At 63.9% G+C, this 12,638-nt stretch carries 20 protein-coding genes; 12 read left to right on the top strand and 8 right to left on the bottom strand.

Translation table 11 applies throughout. The annotated features are described in order from the left end of the window. Positions 1-25: 25 nt before the first annotated feature. From MRBLMI13_RS03510 to MRBLMI13_RS03475, 8 genes are all read left to right on the top strand, one after another. Positions 26-448, top strand: a complete 423-nt coding sequence (locus tag MRBLMI13_RS03510; protein ID WP_367820383.1) for a hypothetical protein — start codon at positions 26-28, stop codon at positions 446-448. Between the two features lie 181 nt (positions 449-629). After that, positions 630-1,241: a GIY-YIG nuclease family protein gene (locus MRBLMI13_RS03505; RefSeq protein WP_367820385.1), complete on the top strand. Its 612-nt coding sequence runs from the start codon at positions 630-632 to the stop codon at positions 1,239-1,241. After that, positions 1,238-1,759, top strand: a complete 522-nt coding sequence (locus tag MRBLMI13_RS03500; RefSeq protein ID WP_367820387.1) for a DUF1643 domain-containing protein — start codon at positions 1,238-1,240, stop codon at positions 1,757-1,759. The genes MRBLMI13_RS03505 and MRBLMI13_RS03500 overlap by 4 nt, the downstream gene beginning before the upstream one ends. Beyond that, positions 1,756-2,886 (top strand): hypothetical protein, encoded by a 1,131-nt coding sequence (locus MRBLMI13_RS03495; RefSeq protein ID WP_367820389.1) that lies wholly within the window; start codon positions 1,756-1,758, stop codon positions 2,884-2,886. Before MRBLMI13_RS03500 ends, MRBLMI13_RS03495 begins: the two co-directional genes overlap by 4 nt. After that, complete coding sequence (locus MRBLMI13_RS03490; protein ID WP_367820391.1) at positions 2,883-3,038, top strand: hypothetical protein; 156 nt, start codon at positions 2,883-2,885, stop codon at positions 3,036-3,038. Before MRBLMI13_RS03495 ends, MRBLMI13_RS03490 begins: the two co-directional genes overlap by 4 nt. A 475-nt stretch (positions 3,039-3,513) precedes the next feature. Beyond that, positions 3,514-4,029: a hypothetical protein gene (locus tag MRBLMI13_RS03485; protein ID WP_367820393.1), complete on the top strand. Its 516-nt coding sequence runs from the start codon at positions 3,514-3,516 to the stop codon at positions 4,027-4,029. A 61-nt stretch (positions 4,030-4,090) separates the two neighbouring features. Next, positions 4,091-4,714 carry a hypothetical protein gene (locus MRBLMI13_RS03480; RefSeq protein ID WP_367820395.1) on the top strand — a complete coding sequence of 208 codons (624 nt, stop codon included), beginning with the start codon at positions 4,091-4,093 and terminating at the stop codon, positions 4,712-4,714. Between the two features lie 264 nt (positions 4,715-4,978). Beyond that, on the top strand, positions 4,979-5,485 hold the full coding sequence (locus MRBLMI13_RS03475; protein ID WP_367820397.1) for a hypothetical protein: 507 nt from the start codon (positions 4,979-4,981) through the stop codon (positions 5,483-5,485). A 135-nt stretch (positions 5,486-5,620) separates the two neighbouring features. Here MRBLMI13_RS03475 and MRBLMI13_RS03470 read toward each other — a convergent pair whose 3' ends face one another. Then, positions 5,621-6,565, bottom strand: coding sequence for a DUF1254 domain-containing protein (locus tag MRBLMI13_RS03470; protein WP_367820399.1), 945 nt, complete (start codon positions 6,563-6,565; stop codon positions 5,621-5,623). A 224-nt stretch (positions 6,566-6,789) separates the two neighbouring features. Here MRBLMI13_RS03470 and MRBLMI13_RS03465 point away from each other — a divergent pair, with 224 nt between their 5' ends. Continuing rightward, positions 6,790-7,065, top strand: coding sequence for a hypothetical protein (locus tag MRBLMI13_RS03465; RefSeq protein ID WP_367820401.1), 276 nt, complete (start codon positions 6,790-6,792; stop codon positions 7,063-7,065). Between the two features lie 63 nt (positions 7,066-7,128). Continuing rightward, positions 7,129-7,392, top strand: coding sequence for a hypothetical protein (locus MRBLMI13_RS03460; RefSeq protein WP_367820403.1), 264 nt, complete (start codon positions 7,129-7,131; stop codon positions 7,390-7,392). 37 nt (positions 7,393-7,429) lie between these two features. On the opposite strand, the gene MRBLMI13_RS03455 is transcribed toward MRBLMI13_RS03460, so the two are convergent. Beyond that, positions 7,430-7,741 carry a hypothetical protein gene (locus MRBLMI13_RS03455; protein ID WP_367820405.1) on the bottom strand — a complete coding sequence of 104 codons (312 nt, stop codon included), beginning with the start codon at positions 7,739-7,741 and terminating at the stop codon, positions 7,430-7,432. Between the two features lie 175 nt (positions 7,742-7,916). On the opposite strand from MRBLMI13_RS03455, the gene MRBLMI13_RS03450 reads away from it, so the two are divergent. Together MRBLMI13_RS03450 and MRBLMI13_RS03445 are read left to right on the top strand one after the other, a co-directional pair. Then, complete coding sequence (locus tag MRBLMI13_RS03450) at positions 7,917-8,255, top strand: hypothetical protein (RefSeq protein WP_056279420.1); 339 nt, start codon at positions 7,917-7,919, stop codon at positions 8,253-8,255. A 114-nt stretch (positions 8,256-8,369) separates the two neighbouring features. Further along, positions 8,370-8,657, top strand: a complete 288-nt coding sequence (locus MRBLMI13_RS03445) for a hypothetical protein (RefSeq protein WP_367820407.1) — start codon at positions 8,370-8,372, stop codon at positions 8,655-8,657. A gap of 50 nt (positions 8,658-8,707) precedes the next feature. Here the strand turns inward: MRBLMI13_RS03445 and MRBLMI13_RS03440 are convergent, their stop codons facing one another. The 6 genes from MRBLMI13_RS03440 to MRBLMI13_RS03415 all read right to left on the bottom strand — a co-directional run bounded on the left by MRBLMI13_RS03440 (position 8,708) and on the right by MRBLMI13_RS03415 (position 12,568). Beyond that, a complete protein-coding gene (locus MRBLMI13_RS03440; protein WP_367820409.1) occupies positions 8,708-8,869 on the bottom strand; it encodes a hypothetical protein in 162 nt (53 codons plus the stop codon). Positions 8,870-8,911: 42 nt separating this feature from the next. Further along, complete coding sequence (locus MRBLMI13_RS03435) at positions 8,912-9,211, bottom strand: hypothetical protein (RefSeq protein ID WP_367820412.1); 300 nt, start codon at positions 9,209-9,211, stop codon at positions 8,912-8,914. 356 nt (positions 9,212-9,567) lie between these two features. Then, positions 9,568-9,924, bottom strand: coding sequence for a cupin domain-containing protein (locus tag MRBLMI13_RS03430; protein ID WP_367820413.1), 357 nt, complete (start codon positions 9,922-9,924; stop codon positions 9,568-9,570). 61 nt (positions 9,925-9,985) lie between these two features. Further along, complete coding sequence (locus MRBLMI13_RS03425; RefSeq protein ID WP_367820415.1) at positions 9,986-10,240, bottom strand: hypothetical protein; 255 nt, start codon at positions 10,238-10,240, stop codon at positions 9,986-9,988. A gap of 612 nt (positions 10,241-10,852) precedes the next feature. Next, on the bottom strand, positions 10,853-11,665 hold the full coding sequence (locus tag MRBLMI13_RS03420) for a shikimate dehydrogenase family protein (RefSeq protein WP_367820417.1): 813 nt from the start codon (positions 11,663-11,665) through the stop codon (positions 10,853-10,855). A 159-nt stretch (positions 11,666-11,824) separates the two neighbouring features. Continuing rightward, complete coding sequence (locus MRBLMI13_RS03415) at positions 11,825-12,568, bottom strand: TSUP family transporter (protein WP_367820419.1); 744 nt, start codon at positions 12,566-12,568, stop codon at positions 11,825-11,827. Positions 12,569-12,638 lie beyond the last annotated feature (70 nt).

The raw sequence follows: 12,638 nt of genomic DNA, 5'->3' as shown, positions 1-12,638 counted from the left end.
GCACCGGAAGCCGGAGATGTTGGCAATGCTCGATCACACCTCGAGCGATATCGCCTCGACGATCCGCGAGCATATCGTCGACCGGAAGGTCAGCAACAGCCGCACCGTCGATCCCACTGACCCGACTCTGCTGGAGCCGGTCGCCTGTGGACAGGGTGACAAGGGTGCCGGCTCTGGTGTGCTCGATCCGATCGATCGCGCTATCGACGGTGATGCGGCCGAGAGCCGCGGCGGTCAAAGTTTCTGCCCGCCTGAGGCTCACCTGCGCCGGCGGCGGTCCTTTCGGGACGTCGGGCGCACATGTCCTGCAGCGCCGGTATCGGCCGACTGTCGCGAGCTCGTCGATGCTGACATACGACGCCTGATGGTGGCTTCGATGAGTGCCATCGCCGGCGCCGACCAGCGTCAGACCGTCTTCGTAGGTTTCGAGAATCTCGACGCCGCCTGACTGCTCAATACGAGCATCGACTCGCAGTTGGTGCTGGGGATGGTCGGGCAGTCTTCCCTGTGCAGCACGCGGGGAGGCTGGTGTGATTCAGGATGAAGCGGACAGTCTCGGGCACGACGCCACCCTCTCGCAGAGATTCAGCCTCGCGCATCAAGCTGGGGCCCGGCGATAGAGTCGCACCATGCCGCTGCCGCCTGGACTCGACGTCATCGAAGACGCCCTCTCCGCCCTCACCGGTGAACGGTGGTCGATCGTGGACGCCACGAAGCACGTGCCTGCTCGGCCGGGTCTTTACGCCATCTACGGCGACGAGACGGCTTGGCGGAATCTCGGTCTGGAGCCTCGCACCGAGATGCCGCTCTACGTCGGCAAGGCCGAAGACAGCCTCGTCTCCCGAGAGCTTAACGAACACTTCGCCGCGGACCCGAGCATCGCACCGCGCACGGGCAGTTCGACCGTTCGCCGGTCGTTCGCCGGTCTCCTGCGCAATGTACTGGACTTGCGGGCGGTTCCGAGGAACCTCAGCCGGCCCGCCCATTTCCCGAACTATGCCCTTGCGGAAGGCGGCGACGCACGCCTGAACCGGTGGATGCATGAACGGCTGACGCTGGCCGTCTGGCCGGCCCCGGCCGCGCGCGACTGGTCGCTGGCGGATGTCGAGACTACGGTCATCCAACGCCTCATGCCGCCGATCAACATCTCGAAGAACCCTCGCAAGCTCGCCCGGCTGAGTCACGCCAGGGCGGCCATGGCAGCCGAAGCCTCGCAGTGGCGCGCGGAGACGGCGTCATGACGACACAGTGGATCTACGAACCTTCCTCCGATGGGTTGGCACGTTTCGTACTGGGCGTCGTCGGGACCAACCCGCTCGTCTGCTTCGGCATCAACCCCTCCACCGCCAAGCCCGGCGATCTTGATCCCACGGTGACGAGGGTGAAGAACTTCGCCGCTGCCCACGGTTACGACGGATGGACCATGCTCAACGTCTACCCGCAGATCTCGACTAAGCCCGCCGGAATGCACCGGCAGCATGACCCCAAGCTGAAGGCTGCGAACGAGCACCACATCGCGGCCGCAATTCAAGGCCGTCCAACGCTGCTCGCTGCGTGGGGCGAGAACATGACGCGGCGGCCGTACCTGTCGGGGCTACTCCGCGATATCTTGACCATCACCAACGCCTCGGGTGCCGAGTGGCTCTCTCTCGGCTCGCCCCTGAAGGACGGCCACCCGCCGCACCCCTCTCGGCTCGCGAACGCCACCCCCCTCGTTCCGTTCGACATGAACGCCTATCGCTGGGCGCGCACCCCGTGACGACCGCCCCGGTGGATCTCGAGATCACCGTCACCCCGCGCGAGACGCTCGTCTGGGCGCCGACCGTGCAGGCTGCTCTGGAGCTGCGCCGCTCTCTCGCCAATGACGTCTACCGCGTGCTCGATTCCGATCCTTTCGAGCTGATCGCTGCCGGGCTCATCCCTGAGGGCGCGCACCTCGAGTTCGATCCTGCGCGGATCTTCAATGTCACGACAGGCCCCAAGGCCAACGCCACGCTTCAGGCGCTTGTCGACTCTGGCCACACGCTCGTCTGGCACCGCTGGCAGACACCGCTCGCGCGGAAGGTGTGGGGGGTCAGCATCGCGATCCCACGCCGCGGCCGGTCGCGCGTCAGCGGTATCGAGCGAGCCACGCACTTCGGCACGACCGTACGCGGCAACGCAGGCCGTGGCCTGAAGATCTCCCGCGACACCTACGCGACCATCAACAAGCGTTCTTCGATGCCTCGCGGGTCCAGAGATGACAGCCCGGAGGCGTGGGACAGACAGAGTCGCTTCTTCGACGACGACGAGCACCGCATCCTCACCGACGAGTGGTGCGAAGCGCACCAGGCCGACGCGCTGGCGAACTTCGACATGAACATGGCCCATTTCACCTCGCTGGACCCGATCGAGTTCGAAGCCACTCTGCAGCTGGCGCTCGACGGCCACCCGGACATGCTCGAAGTGACGGATCTCACTCAGTGGGCTGGCGTGCCTGGGGTCTACATCATGGTCCTCGACGAGTACCGGCAGGTCTACGTCGGTGCGTCATCCGAGTCCGCGGGGATCGCCAAGCGCATCCGTCAGCACTGGACCAACCAGAAAGAGTTCGACCGACTCATCTTCGGCAGCGTGGAGACATCGATCCTGTCGATCGACAGCTTCCGCGCCCTGGACACCACGCGCATCTTCGCCATGAAGACCACGGATTACTTCGACGAGGAGATCTCTGTCCTCGCGCAGTTCCCGCCCAAGTTCGCGCTGAACCGCTTCATGGGCGGCAACGAAGCTGCACGGTTCGCCGGCTTGGTCGGCGTCGACGCCGTGATGCGCACGCGCGACCTCCCCAAGCCCGCCGAGGGTGTCGACGAAGACTCCGTCATCGCACGAAAGGAGAACACGTGACCGATCTCGACGACGCCACCCGTCGCGCCCGACTGCGTGATGTCCGCGCAGGGATGGAGGAGCTTCACGCGGCGGCACTCGCTGAACGCGACGGACGCGTCTTCACGACCAAGGAAACGCTCGACCAGATCGCAGGCGACCCCCCGAAGTGACGCTCTGCCGTGCGGCGGGGTCATAAGCCCCGGGGAATCACCACTGCTTATGACCCCCGACCAGACTTCCGCGGAATCACGCGGATTCTGTGCGCTCCCGTGCGCTCGATTGCTGGGGCACTTCGACAGAGACCCCCAGCAATCGAGCGGCTCTGAGCGGTCGGGCAGACCGGCCTGTGGAGGGAATATCGGTCGCTCGCCGGCGCCCTCATACTCTTGCCGGCATGACCTCGACCTCGATCGCTTCCCCGAATCCTGAACCACCTGCGGAGCGCGAGCGATGCCGAAAGTGCGACCGAGGGATGGACTGGATCCGCGTCCAGCCTGGATACCTCTGGCAGTGCTGGAACTGCGGTGATGTTCGCTTCCCAGTGCCCCCGCAGAGTGTCACAGAGGTCCCGTAGTGCCGCCCGGCCACTGCAACGTCCGACCCACCCGATAGCGTGGTGCGACCCGCCGATCACGGAGAGAGATCATGACAGACCCCCAGACCCGGATCATCGTGACTCCTTCACTGACTGAGCTGATCGAAGAGTTCGCTGCGGTGCTCGACGCGCCCGCTGGTCTCGGTGTCGCAGACACCGCCGCGAAGATCGCCGTCCTCGGGAACGTACGAGCTGCGTTCGTGAACCAGCGGCAGATCCCGATCCCGTCGGACACGTCAGCAGCACGCGGCGCGTTCATCGCGCTCCAGAAAGCTGCCGAGCGGATCGCGGTCCTCCAGCTCAAGATCGACGCCGACGTCGTGCCGAGCGACGACCACAGGATCGTCGTGGAGACCGACGATCAAGGCAACCTGAACCCGATGCGCCTCTTCGATGAGGACGACGACCTGACCTTCGGGCTCTACCCTTTCGCGTCTCTCGTGCCAGCCCTCACCGGTGTGATTGACGACGCCATGCTGCAGGTTCCGCAGAGCGACGCTGTCGCACTCGTCGAACTCGAGGAAGCAGTCTCCTGGGAGACGTGGATGGCCTCGTTCGCCCGCTGACTCCTCTCTGACTTCTCTTCCCCTTCCCCACACCCATCCCCGCAACAGGAGAACACATCGCATGGTGAAGCTCATGAACGTCAACCAGCTCGTCAAGATCGCCGCAGACGCTGGCATCAAGCTCGAGCCCGCGACCCCCGACACGGAGAACCTCTACGTGTACGCCGTCGACGAGGAGAACCCCGAGGACCAGCACACCGTCTACGTCGGGAAGAGCACGGATCGCAGCCGTAGCCTGACGGAGAGCAGGGTTCAGGCCAGGGCTTACATCGACACCATCGGTCTCGGCTTCTCCGCTCTCGTCGTGGAGAACAACGCCACGCGGCACTCGTTCCACTTCGACCCCTCGGCGTTCGATCCGACCGCGATCCTCGGGCAGATCGAGAGCCGCGAATGGGCTGGCCGTTCGATCGACGCACTGAAGCTGCGCCTCGACGCACACACCCCCGAGACGCCCGCCCTGTCGCGTGACGAGGTCGAAGCGTTACTCATCCGCGTGCACGTCAACACTGGCCGCCTCACCGGGAACTCTGAGTTCGCATCGCAGTGGGAAGCGAGCAACGACCGAATCCCGAACCTCGCCGCGGTCCTGGCTGTCGACATCGCCCGTCACAACGGCACGCTGCCGCTCGGCACTGAAGTCGCCGCCGGCCCCGACGTCGAAGCACACGACGACGCTGAGTAACTCACCCTCTACGCAGTAGCGGATCCACAAGAGCCGCCTGGAGCAACACGCACCAGGCGGCTCTTTCGCGCACCGGAGCACACGCGCCGGACGGCTTTTTGCTGCCGACCTTTCGCCTCAACCCCACAAACCTCAGAAAGCGGGCGGACCGCCGATCCGCGTAATTCCGGGGATCTCGCGCCTCCAACCTCACAAACCTCAGATCCGCCGGGGTGCCTCATCCCACACGACGATCACCCCGCACACGACCTCGAGGAGACACCGATGGTTCTCATCTACAGCACGACCCCACACGACACCGACGAGCTGGTTGCTCTACGCCAGACGATCAACGACAACGAACGCGCGTTCTCGGAGATCAGGACCATCTACAGCGACGACCAGCGGCGTCTCTCTGATGAGTACGACACCCTCATGGCCGCGCAGCGGCCCACCTACCCGACGCCGGAGCACCTGCAGGGTCTGGACATGGTCGCCGAGATGATGCGAGCCGGCACCGAGTACGGCGACCACCACGGTTCACCCAGGCAGGTCGATCGTGAAGCCGGACGGGCTCTCCCCCTCAGCGTCGATTTCTCATCGTTCGCCTGCAGGATCAACATCCGTGCCCTCGCCCCGTACCGTGCCCGCTCGTCGCAGCACGCATGGACCTTCACGGAAGACGACATCGAGACCTTCCGGGACGAGCTGAACAAGCGCTCCCTCGGCATCGCCTCCCACTGGCAGCACGAGGACGGTGTCGCCTTCCAGGTGTTCAACGCCCGCGTCTGAAGCGCGCTCTGAGGGCCAGCCGGAGCGGCCTATGGACCTGCAAGTCCCTCACGTCAGACGGTCTTGATGGCGCTGGAGCATCCCCGAGCCGCCGCAGGCAATCGACACTGACGATTCTCTGTTCGGCCCTTGTACTCAGGCTGGAGCAGCCGCGGGGAAGGTCCAACTGCCGTCGAGCACCTCGGGCCGAGGCCGGTAGAGCCGGACGGCGTAGTTCCACCCCTCGACGATGGGGATCGTGTTCGGCTCGTCGCCCGAGCCGAATCGCACGGTCACAGCCCCGTCGTCGTCTTTCACGGCTGTGACGCTGTTGACGGAGTTCACACCCTTGTCGTTCGGCTCGAAGTAGCCCTCGGCGTTGTAGACGGAGACGGACCAGAACGCATCGACCGGCACATTCCGGGCGGTGAAGGCGAAATCGGCGACCGGCAGCCCGGGGTCGACGTTGATGTAGAACGCTTCACTGCTCGGGAGCCCACCCCACCCCGCGGCGGTCCCGATCAGGTGCTTCACCGGGTCGACTTCTTCGCGGGACCCGAACGCTCCGGTGTAGTCGGTGATACCCCGCGCGAGTTCTAGAAGGGCGTCGCGGGTGAAGTCGAGTGACTTCTTGTCATACTCGGGGGCAGTGAACGTCGCCGTGGACGGCGTGGAAAGGATAAGGGAATCCTGGATCGCTGCCACAGCTGCGACGTCGGCGGGGTCGCCGGGGTCAACCAGGATACGAGCGGCGACGACAACCCACGGCGTGTCATACCTATCGAGCGTGAGTTCGTAGGTTCCGGGCTCGTGGAGCACGTCGTTGATGTAGTGATCCTGGTTGACGATCATCACCGAGAGGTATCGATTGCCGGCGTCGGGAATGCTCAGTGTTGCGCCCTGCGAGATGTCGACGACTGCCGTGCTGTACAAGGTGTCGCGGTTCATCCGGATCACGGTCTGCTCGTCGAGCGGCGCGGGTTCGCGCACGTGCCGCCATCGATTCGAGCCGCCTGCTGTGGCGGCGATCCCGGGGAGCATCCGATCCGTCTCGGCGCGCACGAAATTCTCGACATTGACCTTCACCGGCTCAGCTCCCATGTCGACAGCATGCCGCACTCTTCCGCCACCGTATAGGGCGGATCCAGATGACCGTCTTCCCTGGTTGCTCACCCCTGGTGTTTTCACGAAAGACCAATGGACACTGCGTGCCGAAAGCGGGTTCCGGACCCTCTTTACAGCAGCACCCAGGAACCGGGTGGCTTGGTCGCACCGCAAACGATCGTTTACCGACGCCATGGGCCGCCGTCCCATATGCTCTCGTCATGGGCGAAGCCGAAGCTGAGCTGCCACTGACCCGGCAACGGCGTGCGCTCCGCCGCTCGACGATCGCCTGGACCGTCCTCCTGGTGCTGCAAGCGTTCATGGCCGCGTACTACTGGATCTCGCTCGTCTTCGAGAGCAACGACTCGTACCGATGGGTGGGTGCGATCGGTTTCTCGGTCGCCGCTGCATGCGCCCTCGTCCTGGTTCTGACCACACGTCGCACTGCTCGCAGACTCGAGGGCCGTCAGAACGCCGTCCCCAATGCTGAGAATTGACGTGAGCCCCACACGGCGTCGTGACCCTCGCGCGCGTGTCGCCGGCACCGATAGTCTCCGTCCATGAGCGACGGCGATACTGAGAACACGTCCGTGACCAGTCGGCACCGCGTACTTCAGCGCAGGAAGTCGTGGGCGATCGCGCTGACGTCCGGGTTCTCGGGAGCTGCGGTGGTCTCGTTCGGCGTGCTGCTGATGCAGGGTGGTGAAGCGCGGGCGTATTCCACAGCAGCCTTCGTCATCGCGGCCGTCGCCTTCGCCGTCTTCCTGATCTCAGTACTTCGAGAGGTCCGCAATCTCGAGAAGAAGGGCGCGGACGAGAACTGACCACCACTGCGTCAGCACCGGATGCGGTGCCTCGGCATCAGTCCGCGGGAGTCTCCAGGACCTCCTCGGTGAGACTGATGCCACCTGTCGAGCTCGCCGAATGCATGAGCTGTTCGATCCACTTCGCATTCAACTGAGGAGCTTCTGGCTCGTCAAACGTGAATCGCAGCGGGATCGACGGGTGCAGCCAGATCGTCGAGCGGCCTTCCGGGTGACCCTCTGGGTGCTTCCACGACAGGGTGAAGCTCTCATTGCGCCGCAGCTTTGTAGCGATCACGACCTTGAGATGAGCGAGCGCTCGATCCTCGATGTGGATCTCGTTGCCGCCGCCGTATTGGATGTATCCCATGAATTGAACCCTATCCGGGAGAGCACGCAGCTCAACGGCTGAAGATCCGGCGGATATTCACGGTCACACGCAGGATCACGATTGATGGACGCATGTCAGAATTGGGTCAACCACGATGCGGACATCGTCAGCCGCGCCTCGTTCGGGGATCTCGTGGCAGAGCAGAAAGCACCTGATGGGCAAGTTCATCTACGAGAACGGCGTCAAGACGGAGATCGAAGACCGTGCACTGACGCACCTCCAGCTGGTCATCACCGCGAAGCTGCGCCGCGGCGAGCCGTTCCCGTTCACCTGGCGCGAAGACACCAGCGTCGGTGGTGGTCGAGTGACCGTGTGGGTGCACGGGGGCAGCTCCCTCGTGTTCAAGTACTTCGGCAGCCGCCAGCCTGCGATCAACCGCGAATGGGTCGACGCTCTCGCGTTCACGGCGAACTCGCCGAGCGGTCTCTACCTCGTTCCCGAACCGGCCGAGAACACGTCCACTGATCGCATAGCGGTTCCCGCGCAAGCCTGATCGTCCCTCAGAGGGCGCCACAGCGCCTGCCCCAGTCGGTCGATCGTTACAACTCGTCGTCGTCGGATGCAAGCCCCTACGCATGAGCCGCCGGGCTGGAGCTACCCTCGCGGGATGACCGAGACGCGAGTGGAGACGAAGACACAGGTCACGATCGACGGATGGTCGTTCCGTTTGCAACCGGAACACGATCTTGACGACCTCATGAGCCGTATAGAAGCTGCCGCCACCACCGGTCCGTCCTTCGTTCAACTGCAGGACGGCGAAAGCATGGTGAAGGTGCTGGTGAGCCCTCAGTCCAAGGTCCTCATCACCGTGTCACCGCGAGAAACGAACGGCACCGGAGACACTCCAGCGTTCGAGCCCACGCTCACCACGGACATGACCGACTGGGAGCTGTGATCGCCCTATCCCGTTGAACGGTACGAATCGGTCCCCTAGGTGAACCGGTCTCAGCTGCCGTCCGGATCGGAGGGCGGCGGGACCGGTCGTGACCGGGATCGTTTCGTCAGCCACACGGCCAGCCCCACACCAACGACCACCAGCACGGCCAAGACGACCCCGCCGATCAGCAGCAGGTCCGGGATAGACGGCAGCAGAGGATTCGGTTCCATGCGCCGATCATAGGAGCGCGACGACTCTTACGTCCCGGTCACTCAGTGAGGTAAGAGCAGCACGAGCGCGATGATCACCACTACCGCCGCGCACAGAGTGGCCCATCCCAGAATCACGCGGCGACGCGGCGGCTCCGCTGGATGGCGGGTCGGCTCGCCGAGACGAGCGCGAATGACGTCAGCTTTGCGCTCGAGCTCATTGGCCCGCTCCGCGAGCTCGCCATTCCCCACACTCACCATGCCGATCGTTGACGAGAGGAGCACAGCGTGCTCTTCCTCGAGCCGTAGCAGCTCGCCTCTCAGCTCGTCTTCGCTCTGAGCATCGCCATCACTGGGTGGCATCGGCACTCCCGTCGTCAGCGAGATTGAGACGTCGGTTCGGCCCTGAGCCCCGGTCGCGACCACCGCCCTTCCGCCTAACCTGTCCGACCTGAAACGTGAGCAGCGCTGCAGACCCGAAAACGAGCGCCCCAACGACAACCCATTGGAGTGGCGAGTAGGCGGTGCCGAGTTGGACTGTCCTCGTGAGCAGGCCGATCATGTACCCGAACAGGACGGCGCAGAATCCGAGCATGGCGCGATGGAACCGAAGGCTCCGCTGATCGATCGATCCCACCATGCATCGAGGGTACGACGAACAGTCACCTGCGCACCATGCGTGCGTCAGTGGGCGGCGCGGAACGCCGGAGGCAACGGCCTCACATGGCGACGTCGACGGGGCGCCGGTCACCTCGCGTATTCGGCGCGCTGATCACCAAGAACCGCGTCTCCACGGCGCCCGGATTCGAGAACCGGTGCGCTAGCCCGGCCGGGATCTCCACACCCTGTCTGGCACCGAGGTCAACAACGTCCTCGACGGTCTGCATCTGAGCCGTTCCCTCAAGCACATAGAAGAATTGCATCGCTGTGTCGTGCACGTGCCACTCTTCGCCGGCACCGGCCGGCACTCGCTCCTCGATCACCGACAACCCTGGGCTGTCGAGCAGCCGCCACCCATCCGAGACCTCGCCCCACACGTAGTGATCAGCGTTGGTGACATCGACAGGTTCGGGCACTCTTCGATCCTTCCAGACGAACCCCCGGCGCTAGGTGCAAACGCGCGCCCGGCCACATGGTCTACGAATTGCGCGCAGTCTGCGAGCGAAGAGACTGAAGCATGCAGACAACGAACACCCCGGCGCCAACGACGGCGACACCAAGCGTGATCACCATCACTGCCGCGTCGTTAGGCAGCATGGCGCACCCGACGGATGTGTCCTCGTAGGGACAGCTTCTCCAGGGCTGGAAGAAGAACAGCACGGCTGTCGCCGCCCCCACCAGCCCCGCTGAAGCGCCGATGACAGCCATCAACTTCGATCCGCGTTGAGTCATGGTCCCAACGTAGACATCAGACGAGGCAATCGGCTCGACCGTTTTGCGACCTCCCAGCTTCGACATCAAGTCCGCGTGTCGCCGACTGTGCCGCGCCAGCACTGGAAACGCGCTCTCATCTGCTCAGCCCGTTCTTACTTCCCTGTCTGGCCGTTTACCGACGATAAGACCACTTATCGCAACTATCCGGCGCAGCCGTTGCTTCCGCTCGTGATCGCGTCGCTCACTGTCCGTACAACGGGCAGGATCGTCCCCGCGTACACCGTCGTCCGTCGACGGGGTCCGCCCCGCCGCGCGATCGATTCGCCGGACTTGTCGTAATCGGCCGACGAGCGTTCCGCAGAGGGCGGCCAACAGACGGCACGATACCTGCCCCTCGGTGCCGACGGCATGAGCAGGGAGCAGATCTCTTGCTGGCGGACATGATGCTCCAGAGGACGTGCGCGCCATATGCGGGATCCTCGACACGACCACATGGTTTCAACCGGTATCCCGTGAAGGGCCTTCGTTTGCGGGGCGATCCGTTTGAGCCGTCCGGACGCGGCCTTGGTCATCGAAGCCGGCATAGAAGAAGTCGAAGCACCGCGACTCTGCCGCGCATCGGGCAGCCGGCTAGGCAAAGTCTTCGGCAGTGGCACCTTCATACCCGAAGAAAGCAAGGTATGCCGGGACCATCTCGAGTAGCATGTCCCGGCCCACCTGAACTGCGCAACCTCTGTCGCGCGCTGACATCAGGAATGGAGTGAGACCTGGTTTGTTGACCACGTCCGCAACGAAGGTAGAACTCTCAACGCCATGAAGCTCGAGAGGTAAGGGATCATTCGCACGCACACCGAGAGACGTGGCGTTGACGATGAGGTCGAAGCCGCGCGGGTCTCTCGAGCCTAGGCTGGTGTTCACGGCCGGATAGTGAGCTTCAAGACGACGAGACAGCGCCTCTGCCGATGCGCTACGGCGATTCACAAGGCTGAGTTCGTTGACCTGAGCCGCTGCCAAAGACGCAGCAATAGCGGAACCCACTCCTCCAGAACCAACGATCAGGACCCGCTTGCCGCCGGGGTCGAATCCTTTGCGCACAAGGGCGCGGACAAAGCCGGCACCGTCGAACTGGTCCGCGAGGAGAGAGCCATCTTCACGCTTGACGACGGCGTTCGTTGCGCCAGCTATCGCGGCCGCGGGGCTTACCTCGTCAACGAGCTCCATGGTCGTGACCTTGTGAGGCATGGTCACGAGTGCCCCGCGGAGGTTCGTCAAGGAAAAGAGGGACCGAAACAGCTCGGGATAGCCCTCAGCCCTAGCTGACATTGGAACGACCGCCGCGTCGAATCCGTTTCGGTCAAACCAGGGATTGCAGAGTGAGGACGAGGCGAAGGTGTCCGTAGGGTATCCAAGGTGCGCGATAAGCGTGGCCCTGCCACTGATCACGCGATTTGCTCATTTACGTGGACGAAGCTGGGGTGGGACACTAATTTCTTCTCTCGTGAGGGGTAGTCCATCGGCGGGGCAGGAAGGCCAGGGGATGCGTTCGACGGCTATGTCAGAGTGGGTAGGGAGTAGCCGCTAGACGAGCCGTTGCGGGGTCGTCTAGATACCGACTGCTGCTGCGATCACCTCCCAGGCACCACTAGCGGTCAGCCAGGCGCCGCCCGCTGCTGCAACTGTCAACATCACCCATCGCACGGTGCGCGCTGGAATGCGCCGCGCCGCGAGCGACCCCGAGAGGAGCCCGAAAACGCACCCTCCGATCGCCCACCACACGCTGGACAGATCGGCGTCGACGGGGCCGAGCAAAAGTAACGCGAAGAGGTTCAGGGGGAGGAAGAAGGCTTGCATCGTACCGCGGGTGACATCCGGTGGCCACTTCCTCTGCACAGCCAAAAGAGTCACCGGTGGTCCACTGACCGCGGCGACGATCGTGAACACTCCGCTGACGGCGCCGACCAGCACCACTCCCCCAGTGGTATCGATCACCTTCAATGGGCGGCCTCTGAACACAACCAGCGTAGCGATCAAGATCACGGCGCCGGCAGTGATCGTGAGTGCTGGGCCCCGAATGGCATCCACAGCGAAGACGGCGGGAACAATGAGGAGCGCGGCAGGCAGTAGCAGCAACAGAGCGTCTTTCCACCGGACATGGCGGAACGTGACCACCAAAAGGTACGCGTTCAACGCGAGAGAGAGAACCAGCACCGCGCGAACTCCGACGTCATGGCCAAGCATCAGTAGCAAGAACGGCGCGCAGACGAGTGCGAACCCGGTCCCAGTGATGATCTGTACTGTGGCCCCCACCGCCACCGTCAGAAGGACGCCGATACCTACCCAATCCATCAGGCGAGGAAGCGCAGTGATGGCAAAGTGTGCGCAGTTTCTTCTCTAGGGCGATACACAGAAGCGCAGT

The organism is Microbacterium sp. LMI13-1-1.1 (assembly GCF_040815625.1).
Classification (GTDB): Bacteria; Actinomycetota; Actinomycetes; order Actinomycetales; family Microbacteriaceae; genus Microbacterium; species Microbacterium forte.
The sequence above is the reverse complement of the archived record's forward strand: the minus strand, read 5'-3'. Positions and strand labels throughout refer to the sequence as shown.

What these genes read in the sequence shown, in the direction of transcription:
- MRBLMI13_RS03460 (WP_367820403.1), top strand. Translation starts at nt 7,129, where the DNA reads ATGAGCGACGGCGATACTGAGAACACGTCCGTGACCAGTCGGCACCGC.
- MRBLMI13_RS03435 (WP_367820412.1), bottom strand. Translation starts at nt 9,211, where the DNA reads ATGCCACCCAGTGATGGCGATGCTCAGAGCGAAGACGAGCTGAGAGGC.
- MRBLMI13_RS03505 (WP_367820385.1), top strand. Translation starts at nt 630, where the DNA reads ATGCCGCTGCCGCCTGGACTCGACGTCATCGAAGACGCCCTCTCCGCC.
- MRBLMI13_RS03450 (WP_056279420.1), top strand. Translation starts at nt 7,917, where the DNA reads ATGGGCAAGTTCATCTACGAGAACGGCGTCAAGACGGAGATCGAAGAC.
- MRBLMI13_RS03500 (WP_367820387.1), top strand. Translation starts at nt 1,238, where the DNA reads ATGACGACACAGTGGATCTACGAACCTTCCTCCGATGGGTTGGCACGT.
- MRBLMI13_RS03475 (WP_367820397.1), top strand. Translation starts at nt 4,979, where the DNA reads ATGGTTCTCATCTACAGCACGACCCCACACGACACCGACGAGCTGGTT.
- MRBLMI13_RS03470 (WP_367820399.1), bottom strand. Translation starts at nt 6,565, where the DNA reads ATGGGAGCTGAGCCGGTGAAGGTCAATGTCGAGAATTTCGTGCGCGCC.
- MRBLMI13_RS03445 (WP_367820407.1), top strand. Translation starts at nt 8,370, where the DNA reads ATGACCGAGACGCGAGTGGAGACGAAGACACAGGTCACGATCGACGGA.
- MRBLMI13_RS03510 (WP_367820383.1), top strand. Translation starts at nt 26, where the DNA reads ATGCTCGATCACACCTCGAGCGATATCGCCTCGACGATCCGCGAGCAT.
- MRBLMI13_RS03485 (WP_367820393.1), top strand. Translation starts at nt 3,514, where the DNA reads ATGACAGACCCCCAGACCCGGATCATCGTGACTCCTTCACTGACTGAG.
- MRBLMI13_RS03480 (WP_367820395.1), top strand. Translation starts at nt 4,091, where the DNA reads ATGGTGAAGCTCATGAACGTCAACCAGCTCGTCAAGATCGCCGCAGAC.
- MRBLMI13_RS03440 (WP_367820409.1), bottom strand. Translation starts at nt 8,869, where the DNA reads ATGGAACCGAATCCTCTGCTGCCGTCTATCCCGGACCTGCTGCTGATC.
- MRBLMI13_RS03465 (WP_367820401.1), top strand. Translation starts at nt 6,790, where the DNA reads ATGGGCGAAGCCGAAGCTGAGCTGCCACTGACCCGGCAACGGCGTGCG.
- MRBLMI13_RS03455 (WP_367820405.1), bottom strand. Translation starts at nt 7,741, where the DNA reads ATGGGATACATCCAATACGGCGGCGGCAACGAGATCCACATCGAGGAT.
- MRBLMI13_RS03415 (WP_367820419.1), bottom strand. Translation starts at nt 12,568, where the DNA reads ATGGATTGGGTAGGTATCGGCGTCCTTCTGACGGTGGCGGTGGGGGCC.
- MRBLMI13_RS03425 (WP_367820415.1), bottom strand. Translation starts at nt 10,240, where the DNA reads ATGACTCAACGCGGATCGAAGTTGATGGCTGTCATCGGCGCTTCAGCG.